At 71.6% G+C, this 12360-nt stretch carries 15 protein-coding genes; 4 read left to right on the top strand and 11 right to left on the bottom strand.

Annotated elements, in window-relative coordinates; translation table 11 throughout:
- Window positions 1-17 precede the first annotated feature (17 nt).
- Window positions 18-1262, bottom strand: coding sequence for an urea ABC transporter substrate-binding protein (gene urtA / locus AB0I89_RS00350; RefSeq protein WP_357117706.1), 1245 nt, complete (start codon window positions 1260-1262; stop codon window positions 18-20).
- Between the two features lie 406 nt (window positions 1263-1668).
- Window positions 1669-2751 (bottom strand): substrate-binding domain-containing protein, encoded by a 1083-nt coding sequence (locus AB0I89_RS00345; protein ID WP_355049787.1) that lies wholly within the window; start codon window positions 2749-2751, stop codon window positions 1669-1671.
- Window positions 2752-2848: 97 nt separating this feature from the next.
- On the opposite strand from AB0I89_RS00345, the gene AB0I89_RS00340 reads away from it, so the two are divergent.
- Window positions 2849-3313, top strand: a complete 465-nt coding sequence (locus tag AB0I89_RS00340) for a MarR family transcriptional regulator (RefSeq protein ID WP_357117702.1) — start codon at window positions 2849-2851, stop codon at window positions 3311-3313.
- Between the two features lie 8 nt (window positions 3314-3321).
- Here the strand turns inward: AB0I89_RS00340 and AB0I89_RS00335 are convergent, their stop codons facing one another.
- The 8 genes from AB0I89_RS00335 to AB0I89_RS00300 form a co-directional block, all read right to left on the bottom strand.
- Window positions 3322-3696 (bottom strand): cupin domain-containing protein, encoded by a 375-nt coding sequence (locus AB0I89_RS00335; RefSeq protein ID WP_357117699.1) that lies wholly within the window; start codon window positions 3694-3696, stop codon window positions 3322-3324.
- 180 nt (window positions 3697-3876) lie between these two features.
- The gene (locus tag AB0I89_RS00330) at window positions 3877-4617 is read right to left on the bottom strand and encodes an urease accessory protein UreD (RefSeq protein WP_357117696.1); all 741 of its coding nucleotides are present in this window, start codon (window positions 4615-4617) and stop codon (window positions 3877-3879) included.
- Complete coding sequence (gene ureG / locus AB0I89_RS00325; RefSeq protein ID WP_357117692.1) at window positions 4617-5375, bottom strand: urease accessory protein UreG; 759 nt, start codon at window positions 5373-5375, stop codon at window positions 4617-4619. The genes AB0I89_RS00330 and ureG overlap by 1 nt, the downstream gene beginning before the upstream one ends.
- Window positions 5365-6186 carry an urease accessory UreF family protein gene (locus AB0I89_RS00320; RefSeq protein ID WP_357117689.1) on the bottom strand — a complete coding sequence of 274 codons (822 nt, stop codon included), beginning with the start codon at window positions 6184-6186 and terminating at the stop codon, window positions 5365-5367. The genes ureG and AB0I89_RS00320 overlap by 11 nt, the downstream gene beginning before the upstream one ends.
- A complete protein-coding gene (locus AB0I89_RS00315) occupies window positions 6186-7889 on the bottom strand; it encodes an urease subunit alpha (RefSeq protein ID WP_357117686.1) in 1704 nt (567 codons plus the stop codon). The genes AB0I89_RS00320 and AB0I89_RS00315 overlap by 1 nt, the downstream gene beginning before the upstream one ends.
- Complete coding sequence (locus AB0I89_RS00310) at window positions 7886-8236, bottom strand: urease subunit beta (protein ID WP_357117677.1); 351 nt, start codon at window positions 8234-8236, stop codon at window positions 7886-7888. Before AB0I89_RS00310 ends, AB0I89_RS00315 begins: the two co-directional genes overlap by 4 nt.
- Window positions 8233-8535 carry an urease subunit gamma gene (locus AB0I89_RS00305; RefSeq protein WP_222957358.1) on the bottom strand — a complete coding sequence of 101 codons (303 nt, stop codon included), beginning with the start codon at window positions 8533-8535 and terminating at the stop codon, window positions 8233-8235. Before AB0I89_RS00305 ends, AB0I89_RS00310 begins: the two co-directional genes overlap by 4 nt.
- A 92-nt stretch (window positions 8536-8627) precedes the next feature.
- The gene (locus tag AB0I89_RS00300; RefSeq protein ID WP_357117672.1) at window positions 8628-8765 is read right to left on the bottom strand and encodes a hypothetical protein; all 138 of its coding nucleotides are present in this window, start codon (window positions 8763-8765) and stop codon (window positions 8628-8630) included.
- A gap of 162 nt (window positions 8766-8927) precedes the next feature.
- On the opposite strand from AB0I89_RS00300, the gene AB0I89_RS00295 reads away from it, so the two are divergent.
- The 3 genes from AB0I89_RS00295 to AB0I89_RS00285 all read left to right on the top strand — a co-directional run bounded on the left by AB0I89_RS00295 (window position 8928) and on the right by AB0I89_RS00285 (window position 11655).
- The gene (locus AB0I89_RS00295) at window positions 8928-9749 is read left to right on the top strand and encodes a hypothetical protein (RefSeq protein ID WP_357117669.1); all 822 of its coding nucleotides are present in this window, start codon (window positions 8928-8930) and stop codon (window positions 9747-9749) included.
- Window positions 9750-9878: 129 nt separating this feature from the next.
- Complete coding sequence (locus AB0I89_RS00290; RefSeq protein WP_357117666.1) at window positions 9879-11156, top strand: barstar family protein; 1278 nt, start codon at window positions 9879-9881, stop codon at window positions 11154-11156.
- 121 nt (window positions 11157-11277) lie between these two features.
- Entirely contained in the window at window positions 11278-11655 is a 378-nt protein-coding gene (locus tag AB0I89_RS00285) for a hypothetical protein (RefSeq protein ID WP_357117664.1), read from the top strand.
- Between the two features lie 17 nt (window positions 11656-11672).
- On the opposite strand, the gene AB0I89_RS00280 is transcribed toward AB0I89_RS00285, so the two are convergent.
- Complete coding sequence (locus AB0I89_RS00280; RefSeq protein WP_357117661.1) at window positions 11673-12320, bottom strand: hypothetical protein; 648 nt, start codon at window positions 12318-12320, stop codon at window positions 11673-11675.
- Window positions 12321-12360: the final 40 nt, after the last annotated feature.

Below are 12360 nucleotides of genomic sequence, written 5' to 3'. Positions count from 1 at the left end.
CGCCCGGGCCGGCGTCGTCAGCTCAGGCCGCTCGCCCACGGGTAGGTCTTGAGGTACGGGTCCGGCGCGACCGGCTTGCCGGAGTTCCACACCTCGGTGATCAGGCCGTCCGCGCCGATCTTGCCGATGCGGGCGGTCTTGGCGATGTGCTGGGTCTTGCCGTCGACGGTGACCAGGCCCTCCGGCGCGTCGAAGGTGATCCCGTCGGACGCGCCGCGGACCTTCTCGACGTCGAACGCGCCGGCCTTCTCGACCATCGCCTTCCACAGGTAGACGCTGACGTAGGCGGCTTCCATCGGGTCGCTCGTCGGCTTGTCCGCGCCGTACTTCGCCTTGTACGCGGCCACGAACTTGCTGTTCGCCGCGCCGGGCGTGGTCTGGTAGTAGTTCCAGGCGGTCAGCTGACCCTCCAGGTACTGGGTGCCGATGCCCTTGACCTCCTCCTCGGCGATGGACACCGACACCACCGGCATGGCGGCGGCGGTCAGCCCGGCCGACTTGTACTCCTTGAAGAAGGCCACGTTGCTGTCACCGTTGAGGGTGTTGAAGACCGCCTTCGCGCCGGACGACTTGACCTTGTTGACGATCGTGCCGAATTCGGTGGACCCGAGCGGCGCGTAATCCTCGCCGACCACGGTCATCCCGTTCGCCGCCGCGTACGCCTTGATGATTTTGTTGGCCGTTCGCGGGAACACGTAGTCGCTGCCGACCAGGTAGACCGACTTCGTTCCCTGGGACTTGAGGTAGTCGAGCCCGGGGACGATCTGCTGGTTGGTCGTCGCGCCCGTGTAGAAGATGTAGGGCGACTGTTCCAGGCCCTCGTACTGCACCGGATAGAACAGCAGCGCCTTGTTCTTCTCGAACACCGGCTTGACCGCCTTGCGGCTGGCCGACGTCCAGCAGCCGAAGACGGCGGCGACCCGGTCCTCGGAGATGAGCTTCTCGGCCTTCTCGGCGAAGGTGGGCCAGTCCGACGCGCCGTCCTCGCCGACCGGCTGGATCTTCTTGCCGAGGACCCCACCGGCCGCGTTGATCTCCTCGACGGCGAGCATGATCGAGTCGCGGACGGTGACCTCGCTGATCGCCATGGTGCCGGAGAGCGAGTTGAGCAGGCCCACCTTGACGGTGTCGCCGGAGACGTCGGCGGTGACGCCGGCCGTGCCGCCCTCGTCATTGGTCTTGCTGCCGCACGCGGTCATGGCGGCCGCGGCGACGAGGGTCATGGCACCCGCCAGGATGCGGCGGCCCCAAAGAAGTGACATCTAATCTCCCTGCGGTGCACTCAAGTAGCGAAAGGACGGTCGGTGCGGTCCGGTGGAGCTGAACTTGGCGATGCCGAGGTCGACGGGTGGACGTCGCCGGTGGTCATCGCATCGGGTACGGGCACGCAAAGCGTCGACCGGCATGATTGCGTGAGTGTTTCCCAGTCCTTAATTGACTGTTTCCCCGGCACCTGGAGAGGGCGCACGCCACAATGGCCGACATCGCCTTCACAGACGATGCCGGCACTGATTAATTCGGCTGAGGAAAGGGCCACCACAATGGTCGGCGGACAGATTTCCGCCGACGGTGGACACAATCGCGGTATCCGGCCCCGAGCCAGATCCTTCACGCAGGAAGTATCTTAGGGTCGGGCCGGGTGGACCTGTCAAGGGTCCGGACGGTCGGTCAGAGCTGGGCGAGCACGGTGAAGTCGAGACCGTCGGCCTCGGCGAGGTAGATCCGCTGGCGCACGTGCCGCCGACGCAGCCGCAGCCGACCGCGCGGCCCGTGGTACGCCACCGAGTCGGCAGCCGTCTCGATCGCCCGTACGTCGAGGGTGCGGGCCTGCGCGATCAGGGCGGCGAGCAGCATCACACCCTCGTAGCAGGACTCCCCCAGACTGCCCAGCGGCGGTGCCTCCACCCCGAACCGGCGGGCGAACTCGCCATGGAAGTCCAGGTTCTCCTGCGTCACCAGACCGGCGAAGAAGCCCGCCGTGCTGTAGAGCCGCCGCGTCGCGCCCACGCCACTGGCCAGCAGCATGTTCTCGTCCATCAACGTGCTCAGGCGCAGGCAACGCTGGTCCATCCCGGCCCGCCCGAACGCCCGGTTGAACCGCACCGCGTCCGCGCCGACGAGCAGCATCACCACCGCGTCGGCCTCGCTGCGCTCGATCTGGCGCAGCACCTCGTCGAAGTCGTGCGTCTCCAACGGCAGGAACGCCTGCCCCACCACCCGACCGCCGCCGCGCAACGCGTACCGCTGGGCCGCCCGCGCGGTACGCCGCGGCCACACGTAGTCGTTGCCGACCACGAACCAACGGCGCACGCCCTGCTCGCCCGCGAGCAGCCGCATGGCGGGCCACAACTGGGCGTCCGGCGTCTCGCTGGTCAGATAGACCCCCTCGGTACGCTCACCGCCCTCGTACAGCGCGGTGTAGACGTACGGCACGCGGTGGGCGACCCGGGGCGCGAGCGCCTGCCGTACCGAGGAGATGTGCCAACCGGTCACGCCCTGCACGGCCCCCACCGACACCAGCGCCTCGACCTCGGCGGCCACCTCGGCGGGCGGGGCGCCACCGTCGACCGGCACCAGCCGTACCTCCCGGCCCAGCACCCCGCCGCAGGCGTTGATCTCCTCGACCGCGAGCTGGGCGCAGAGTTCGCAGGTCGGGCCGAACATTCCCGCCGGCCCGCGCATCGGGTACACCAGCGCGATGCTGACCACGGCCCGATCGACGGTGAGCCACGGCGGTGCCGGCGCGGACATGAGCACATGATTGCCCGGCCCAGGTCGGAAGACCAGAGTTCACCACGGACCGGGACGACTCGCTACCATGACAGGGCCCACCGGCCCAGGGAGTTCCATGTCAGACGTGCCCGGGGCGCCAGCCGACCTGCTGCGCTCGCTCACCCGCGCCGAACGGCTGCTCTCCCGCCGGTTGGCCGCCGTCCTGGCCGACGACGAGCTGACCACCGAGGCGTGGCGGGTGCTCTGCCTGCTCGCCGACGGTCAGGGCCACCCGATGAGCGAGGTGTCCGCCGAAGCCTCGCTGCCGCCGGGCACGCTCACCAAGCTGGTCGACCAACTCGTCGACCGTAACCTCGTGTTCCGGCGGATCGACGTGCTGGACCGCCGACGGATCCGGGCCTACCTGACTGCCCGCGGCCGCCGCGAGCACGCCCGCCTCGACGAGCGGGTCCGGGCCAGCCTCGCCGAGGTGGGCGTACCGGCCGACAGCGCCCTGCTCGACGACCTCGCCGAGCTGATCGCCCGCCTCGACCCGGCCGGTCGCCGCGACCACGCCGAGGCGGCCGGGCCGCGCCGCTGACGTCGGGCTCACTCCACCTTGGTGAGCAGCGGCTTGCCCTTCTCGACGACGTACGTGGCCAACTCGACGGCCACCCCGTCGCCGACGTTGCGGGCCTGGTGGTGGACCCCGTACGGCACGGTCAGGGCGTCACCGACGTTGCACACCACCGGCGGCTGACCGTCGAGGGTGTACTCCAGCGACCCCTGGAGCACACAGATGATCTCCTCGCCGGGGTGGAAGTGCTTGAACGGCGGCGAGTCCGGCGTGAACTCCACCCGGCTCTGCACGACCTCCCGGCCCTCGATGCTGAGATCGTGCCGCTGAAGGTCGACGCGCCACAGCCCGGGAGCGCCCTCCACGGCTGTCGGACTGATGCCCTCGGGTCGAGCATTTCCACTCATCACGGCCTCCTGTGAGCCCTCCGGCGACCGACGATCGCACCTTCGGAGACTAGGAGCATTCCGATCCGGCGGGGCCGAGATGCCGCATAACGGCGTCGGGGTTCAGGCCATGACCAGAGGGTTCAAGGAAGGGCCCCCTCCTAACGCCTGGTGTAGAAGAAGGGGCCCTTCCTAACGGGATCAGCCCTGGACGCTCGCGCCCACCCCCGCGTCGAGGTGGGCGCGCAGGGTGTGTGCGTCGGGCGCGGTGGCGCTCCACAGCGTCGCCGGACCACCGGCCAGGGGCAGCCGCGCGAGCGTGCCCTCGACCATCGCGGGCTCGGCGGGGCGCGACGGGTCCACCACCAGCAGCGACCCGGTGGCCGACGCGCCGCCGAGCACCGCCGGGCCGGCCCAGCCGGGCGCACCCGGCCCCACCGCCAGGGACTGGCGCAGCAGCGGCCGGCCGTCGTAGTCGACCCGGGTGTGCACGACGGCGGCGCCCGGCGTTTCGCCGTACCGGCCGCAGATCACCTCGTCCCGCCAGGTCAGCCGCGCGCCCGCGGCCAGCTCGATGCGGGACTCGGCGAGGTGCGCGCAGCCGGCCGCCGCGACCAGTTGCTCGGGCAGCCAGTGCAGTGCGCCGCCGTCGTGCACCACGGCGCGTACCGCCATCCGCGACACGGCGCCGGGCCGGCCGGGCAGGGCCACCGAGGCGGCGACGCTGTGCACCCGCACCGCCGCGCCCGGCCCCACGTCGATCTCCAGCCGCAGGTCGTCGCCGGCGAGCGGGCCGGCCGCCCCGCCCACCACGTACACGGTCACGACGCGACCGTCCCCGGGCGTCTGGCGCAGCAGCAGCGGCGTCTCGCCGCGCAGCTCCGTCAGGGTCGTGCCGCCCCGGCCGTCGGCGCGGGCCACCACCCGGGCGAACGCGCGCATCAGACCGGGCCGGCCTGCGCGGCGATCGGGTGCAGGGCCGCGTGGTGGGCCAGCTCGTGGCGGATCCAGTCGGCGACCCGACCGGCCGTCGGGTCCCCGACGATCGACAGGAACACGGTCGGCAGGTCGCCGCGCCGGGCCCGCGCGTCCCGGTCCATGACGGCCAGGTCCGCGCCGACCATGGGCGCCAGGTCGGTCTTGTTGATCACGAGCAGGTCGGCGGAGGTGACCCCGGGGCCGCCCTTGCGGGGCACCTTGTCCCCGCCGGCCACGTCGACCACGAAGATCTGCCGGTCCACCAGGCCCCGGCTGAACGTGGCGGTCAGGTTGTCCCCGCCGCTCTCGACCAGCACCAGGTCCAACGGGCCAACCGCCTCGGCCAGCTCGTCCACGGCGTCGAGGTTGGCCCCGATGTCGTCGCGGATGGCGGTGTGCGGGCAGCACCCGGTCTCCACCGCGCGGATCCTGCTCGGGTCCAGCACGCCGGCCCGCTTGAGGAAGTCCGCGTCCTCGGTCGTGTAGATGTCGTTGGTGACCACACCGAGGCGCAGCTCGTCGGCGAACGCCCGGCACAGCGCCGCCACCAGGGCGGTCTTGCCGGACCCGACCGGCCCGCCGATGCCGACGCGCAGCGCCCGGCCGGCCCGCGCGAGCGGCGGATGCGGGTCCACCCCCGGCTCGGGGTGGGTGTGCGGAACAGTCTCGTCGTGCGGGTCGGCAGTGGGCGCAGCGATCGGCGAAACGGTGTCAGGACGCAAAGAGACGCACCTCCCAGGTGGCATGAGCTTCGGCGTAGATGTCGGCAAGGGGCGCGGCCGCCGCGGGCAGCCGCTCGGGTGGATCGTCGGCGGCCCGCGCCGCGTCGGCGGCGGTGCCGTCGCAGAGGTCGGTGAGACCGACCAGCAGGGCCTGCACCTGGTACGGATCGAGACCGAGCAGGCGTACGCCGGCACTGGCCGCGCCGGTCACCGTCCCGTAGGCGGCGACCGTCGCGGTCTCGGCGCGGTTCAGGCCGGCGGCGGCGCAGAGCAGCCCGAGCACCAACGGCTGGTGCGCTCCCTGCGGTGTCGCGGGCAGATCGTCGAACGGGCCAGCCGACCAGATGGCCCGTCCGGCACGCAGCAGGGCCCGGCCCTGGCGGCGGGACACCCCCCGCAGCGCCGGTGACGCGGTACGGGCGTCCAACTCCGCGTCGAGCCGCGCCAGCGCGTTCCGGCACGGGCTGGCGTCGGCCGGCGCCTCCCCGCGTACGGCCGAATCAGCCGCCACCGCCGGGCGGACGCCGGGATCGGTCGGCGTGTTCGCCCGCCGCGCGGGATGGCCGAGGCCGGCCGGGCGCGCGCCGGGGCCGACGCTGGCCGGCGTGACCGCCGCCCGGTGCGCCGCCGCCGCGAACGCCGCGCCGACCAGACCGGCGGTGGCCAGCCGGCCGACGAGGAACGCCTCCAACGAGGCCAGGTCGGTGACCCGGCCGGCGGCGACGGCGGCCTCCAGACCACCGGAGTGCGCGTGCGCGCCGGCCGGGAAGCGACCGTCGGCGAGCAACAGGAGCAGGCTCGACGTCGGCATCAGAACAGGAAGTACCGCTGGGTCATCGGCAGGCGGGGCACCGGGTCCGGTTCCACCACCTCCCCGTCGATCCGCACGGTGAAGGTGTCCGGGTCCACCTCGATTCGGGGCATCGCGTTGTTCTCCGGCAGGTCGGCCTTGCCCCGCGAGCGCACATCGGCGACCGGCACCACCCGTCGCCGCACGTCCAGGCGCAGCCCGGCGTCGAGGGCGGCCGGCGCGACGAACGCCAGGCTGGTGGCCGCCGCCGCGACGCCGTACGCCCCGAACATCGGTCGCGGCAGCATCGGCTGCGGCGTCGGGATGGACGCGTTGGCGTCACCCATCTGGGCGTACGCGATCATGCCGCCCTTGATCACCAGGTGTGGTCGTACGCCGAAGAACGCCGGGTCCCACAGCACCAGGTCGGCCAGCTTGCCCGGCTCGACCGAGCCGACCTCGCCGTCCAGCCCGTTCGCCATCGCCGCGCAGATGGTGTACTTCGCCACGTACCGCCGGGCCCGGTGGTTGTCGGCGGCCCCGTCGCCGGGCAGCGCGCCCACCCGCTCCTTCATGACGTGCGCGCTCTGCCAGGTCCGCAGGATCACCTCGCCCACCCGGCCCATCGCCTGCGCGTCGGAGCCGATGATGGAGATCGCGCCGAGGTCGTGCAGCAGGTCCTCGGCGGCCATCGTGGACGGTCGGATGCGGCTTTCGGCGAAGGCCAGGTCCTCGGGCACGGACGGGTTGAGATGGTGGCAGACCATCAGCATGTCCAGGTGCTCGGCGAGGGTGTTGGCGGTGTACGGCCGGGTCGGGTTGGTCGACGACGGCAGCACGTTGGGCTCGCTGGCCACCGTGATGATGTCCGGCGCGTGCCCGCCGCCCGCGCCCTCGGTGTGGTACGAGTGGATGGCCCGGCCGCCGATCGCCCGCAGCGTGTCGGCCACGAACCCGGCCTCGTTGAGGGTGTCGGTGTGGATCGACACCTGCACGCCGGAGGCGTCCGCCACCCGCAGGCAGGCGTCGATCGCCGCCGGGGTGGTGCCCCAGTCCTCGTGCAGCTTGAACCCGCCCGCGCCGGCGCGCAACTGCTCCCACAGCGCCTCTGGCGAGACGGTGTTGCCCTTGCCGAGCAGCAGGACGTTGACCGGCAGCGTGTCCAGCGCCTCGTGCATGCGGGCCAGGTGCCAGGCGTTCGGGGTGACGGTGGTGGCCCGGGTGCCCTCGGCGGGGCCGGTGCCGCCGCCGACGAGCGTGGTGACGCCGCTGGCGAGCGCCTCGGTGACGATCTCCGGGCAGATGAAGTGCACGTGGGTGTCGACGGCGCCGGCGGTGAGGATCCGGCCGTTGCCGGCGATCACCTCGGTGGCCGGGCCGATGACCAGGTCGGGGTGGACGCCGGGCATGGTGTCCGGGTTGCCGGCCCGGCCGAGGGCGACGATCCGCCCGTCCCGCAGGCCCACATCGGCCTTGACGATCCCCCAGTGGTCGAGCACCACCGCGCCGGTGATGACGGTGTCGAGGGCGCCCTCGGCACGGGTGGCCCGTGACTGGCCCATCGACTCGCGGATCACCTTGCCACCGCCGAAGACCGCCTCGTCGCCGCCCACGCAGTGGTCGGTCTCGACCTCGATCAACAGGCTCGTGTCGGCCAGCCGGATGCGGTCGCCGGTGGTGGGCCCGTACAAATCGATGTAGCGGTCCCGCCGCACGGCGCTCACCGCGCCGGCCCGTCGGTCGTCGGTCTGGCTGGTGACGCGGTGTCCAGGGGCCCGGCGCACTCGCCGCGCAGGCCCGGCACGACGCGCGCGCCGCCGAGCGGCACCAGGTCGACGCTGCGGCTCACGCCCGGTTCGAACCGGACCGAGGTACCCGCCGGGACGGCGAGACGCTGCCCCCAGGCGACGTCCCGGTCGAACGCCAGGGCCGGGTTGGCCTCGGCGAAGTGGTAGTGCGAACCGACCTGCACCGGACGGTCGGCGGTGTTGACCACGACCAGCGTGGTGACCGGCCGACCCACGTTGATCTCCACCGGGCCGTCCGCCGGCAGGATCTCCCCGGGGATCACGGGATCGGGTGGTGCACCGTCACGAGCTTGGTGCCGTCCGGGAACGTGGCCTCCACCTGCACCTCCCTCAGCAGCTCGGGGATGCCGTCCTGGACGTCGTCGCGGCCGAGCACGGTCCGGCCGGCCGACATGAGGTCGACCACCGAACGCCCGTCCCGGGCCCCTTCGAGCAGGAAGGCGGTGATGATCGCGACGGCTTCGGGATAGTTGAGTCGCAGGCCGCGCTCGCGGCGGCGGCGGGCGACATCGGCCGCGACGTGGACGAGCAGGCGGTCCTGCTCGTGCGGGCTGAGGAACACGAGATTCTCCGGTGGGGTTCGGCGTGGTCGGCTCGCCGTCGGCTCCGCGCTGAGCCACGCCCGGACAGCACCACCCGGGGTACGAGCTGGGATCACACGACCGCCGTGACGACCGTCGACGGGGTGGCCCGGGACTCCACCATCCCGGCCCGCACGACGGGCACCCGGCGGTGTCGGTCGGATGCGGACCGCACCGCCCACCGCTTCAGCAGACCGTAGAGGATCGTCACCGGCGGCGGCAACAGTGTGCCCGGGATGAGAGATCACGCTGGGACGTCGGACAGTTGACTCGATCCGCGCCGCAAGGCGGTCCGCCGACGAGCGCGCTGATGGGATCATGACGGGGGCGGTAGTGTCCGCTCCGGCACGGCTATCCACAGTGGAGGTAACCGTTGGGTGAGTCCCCGCCCCCCGCACCGGCCGGCGGCAACAGCGACGACCGCCGGATCAGGACCCTCGCCGTGATCGGCGTGGCGGCGAACGTCCTCGGCGTGGTGACCGCGGTGGAGAGCTGGCTCAAACAGGACGTGCTGTTGTTCGCCCTCACCCTGACGGCGGTCCTGGTGCTCGGGGCGTTCTGGCTCTGGCGGCGGCGGACCCGCGTCGCGATCGCGTTGCTGGCACTGGGTTGCCTGCTGCTCGGCGGTGTCCTGGCGAGCCAGCTCCGCGATTCGTCGACGCCGCCACCCACCGCCGGCTCCTCGTCGACGTCACCGCCCGCCGCCGGAGGGCCGACGGCGGCCGCGACGCCGAGCGCCAGCACGGCCGCGCCGCCCGCCGGCCAGACCACCCCGACCCCCGGGGGTACGACGGACCCCGACGCGCCCCGCACCCTCGTCGAGCAGACCGTGGTGCTGCCCCGGGAGGCCGCCGTCGACGTCGACAAGCGGGATCAGCCGGTCGTGCCGCACCACTCCGACGGGGCCACGGACGGGCTCGACCTCTACCACGATTGGGGCGATCTGCGTTCGGACAACATCCAGGTCGCCAACGCCCCGAGCGTGTACCAGTACTCCGGCGGCAACCCCGGCCAGGCGTACGCGGGGTGCGTCGCATCCGCCACCGGCTCGGCGCGGGCCTTGTTCACGCCCGGCGCCGACTGGTGCTTCCGCACCTCGGAGGGACGCCTCGGGTTCGCCACCATCACCAACGACAGCCGCGCGGACAAGGCGTTCGTCGTGCGCGTCGTGGTCTGGGACGCAACGGGCGGCTGACGCTGCGCCGCATCGCGTCGCGGAGCCCGCTGCTGCCGAGGAGCGGACGCATTGAGGTTACGGATGCCGTGCTTCGTCGTCCGCGAACGCGCTCTCCGCCGCGGCGTTTCCAGTTGGTAGGGTCGCGGCGTGACGACGAGCGCGGGCCTTGAGGCTGGCGTTCCGCCGGAGCTGCGGCGGTGGAAGTGGGAGCATCCGGTCAGCCCGCGCTGGCTGCTCCTCGGCGACGTCGGCTTCGAGTGCTCCTACGAGATCGACATCCCGCTGGCGCTGTGCGCGGAGATCGAAGGAGTGTTCGTCGACCTGCCGCCACGGCCACGGGAGCGGTTCACGCTCGTCGGTTGCGCCCCGGCCGGCGCCCTCGCCGACCTGCTCGACCGGCTGCCCGCCGAGGCACTCGGAACCGAAAGTGCCTGGCTGGGGAACGTCTCCGTAACGGCGCCTCCCCCACTACCAGGCACGCCGCCGTCCTGGTGGGGCGAGGACCTCGCCGACGTCGTCGTCCTCGCGCAACGGCCAAACGCGACGATGCCGGAGACCGTGGACATCGACCTCGACGGGTTCGTCCACGTCTACGACCGCACGGACGCTGTCGAACGTCCTAGCGACGACGTCACCGAATTCGTACTCCTGAGCCCGGACGAGGCACCCTACGGCACCTGTCGGGACGTCATCGGCGTGTTCCGCGAGCAAGCCGAACCGCCGGTGCCGCAGGTCCGGCTGCTCGGCTGCCGACCGGAACCACTGTTGCTGGATGCGCTGGACGCGGTCGGGCAGTCGACCAAGGGCTGCCTGCGCCGCCGCCGGATCCGCTCCGAGGTCTACCTGGTCGCCGCCGACGGTTCGATCAGCCCGGTCATCGCCGCCGTGGTGTCCGGAACCGTCCAGGCCGGCGAGCCATCGCGCCTCGGTCCCGGACTCCTCGACGTGACCGTCGACAGCGACCCGCAGGAACCGATGCCGACCGGCGTCCTGGGCATCCTCAGGCACTGGTGGGCCGGACGGCCCGTCGAGAAGAACCTGTGGGCCGGCTACGACCGGGAGCTGCGCCACCGCTGGGCAGGAGCAGCACTCGCCCACCAATCCGGCGTGCCGGACCGGCCGGCCGGCAGCACGTACGAACTCGACGGCCGGTTCGTCACCGACGTTGAAGGGTTCTACTGCGCGATCGGCGAGGCGATCAACGGGCCGGGCGGATACTTCGGTTGGAATCTCGACGCCCTCGACGACTGCCTCGCCGGAGGGTTCGGCGCGCATACACCATTTCGGCTGGTGTGGCACAACTCTGCCATCGCCCGCGAACACCTCGTCGCCGGCTACGACCGGCGTTTGCTGCGTCCGGCGACGACGTTGGAGTATCTGCTGGGCATGCTCACCGAGCACCAGGTTGAGATCGACTTGCGCTGAGCCGTGAGCCGACGGGATCGCCGATCGCGCCACGGGTTGGCGGTCTGCCGGATGAACGACAAGACCCTCGGCGATCAGAGCTGAAAGTTGCTGGATAGACGCGGGAGCCTAGGGTTGCGGGGTGAACCTTGACTACTACTCAGCGGCCGAAGGTGTCGACATCGCGGGTGCCCGTGCTGAGCTTTGTCACCTCGCTGAACTGGTAGCAAGCGGAGGCGAGTTGAGCCTTGCGCCGTCGGCTCACTCTCGGCACCTACGGGGTGTTCTCATCGAAGCGACACAGGGGCCCGTCGTCATTGGTGTCGACGATCGCCACTATCTCAGCATCCACGGTGGCGCGGAAAGCCGGTCGCTCCTCGCCGACCTGCTACGCCAGGTAGCCAGCATGGACGACGGCGGCCACGTTCACCTCGAGTACTTCGAGGACCACTATTTTCTGGCACCAGACAGCGTGCCGCTCATAGTCAACAGTCCTCATGGCGGGATGCCTCGGCACTAATCAAGCCCCCGCTCGTCTCAGGACGGCCCGGCGGTCCAGGGCGCGTCCGGCCCGGTTCGGTAGGCGCTCTCGCCGGGGCCGAGGTCGAGGACGTCGAGCAGCGTGAGGTCGTGTTCCACGGCGTGGTGAAGGTGGCTGAGCTTGCCCGTCGCGGGGTCGGCGTCGCTCGCGCCGATGAGTTGCCAGAGTCCGTCGTCGGCGTCGTGGCTGACGTACAGGATCGGCTCTTTCTGGTCGAAAACCTCGCTGGTCTGGATGCTGTTGGTCCCCAGCAGCCAGTGCTTCATCCACCGCGCGCGTCGGTCACGCTCCATGACGAGGTCCACCACCCACCAGATGAACGGCAGATCCTCGTGTGCGCGGGCCTCGGTCGCGGTGAGGTCCGGGCCGCCCTCGGGGACTCGCTCGAACGGCTCGTCGACGAGCGAGCAGGCGTAGCTGTTCTCGCTGTCGAAGATGATCGCGTGGAAGCTGGCGCCGCCGGGGTTTCCGGCCCCGATCCCTACCGTGAGCCGGGCGACGTGCTGCTCGGAGTTGGTCGTCCAGCCGAACGCGTACGAGGCGAGTTCGCCGTGGGGCCCGACGAACTCACCGAAAGCGCGCCGTTCCACACCCGAGCCGGCCTGCGTCTCGGTCAACCGGCCCTCGATCACCTTCGGATTCACGCGGCGAGACTACCGGCACGGACGGAACGGGAGGTAGGCG

The organism is Micromonospora sp. NPDC049801 (assembly GCF_040656575.1).
Lineage (GTDB): Bacteria > Actinomycetota > Actinomycetes > Mycobacteriales > Micromonosporaceae > Micromonospora.
This window is presented reverse-complemented; position numbering and strand designations above follow the sequence as displayed.

Excerpts from the sequence above, each read along its gene's own strand:
- AB0I89_RS00340 (WP_357117702.1), top strand. The coding sequence starts at position 2,849 with ATGTCAGACGTGCCCGGGGCGCCAGCCGACCTGCTGCGCTCGCTCACC.
- AB0I89_RS00320 (WP_357117689.1), bottom strand. The coding sequence starts at position 6,186 with ATGCCGACGTCGAGCCTGCTCCTGTTGCTCGCCGACGGTCGCTTCCCG.
- urtA (WP_357117706.1), bottom strand. The coding sequence starts at position 1,262 with ATGTCACTTCTTTGGGGCCGCCGCATCCTGGCGGGTGCCATGACCCTC.
- AB0I89_RS00335 (WP_357117699.1), bottom strand. The coding sequence starts at position 3,696 with ATGAGTGGAAATGCTCGACCCGAGGGCATCAGTCCGACAGCCGTGGAG.
- AB0I89_RS00345 (WP_355049787.1), bottom strand. The coding sequence starts at position 2,751 with ATGTCCGCGCCGGCACCGCCGTGGCTCACCGTCGATCGGGCCGTGGTC.
- AB0I89_RS00330 (WP_357117696.1), bottom strand. The coding sequence starts at position 4,617 with ATGCGCGCGTTCGCCCGGGTGGTGGCCCGCGCCGACGGCCGGGGCGGC.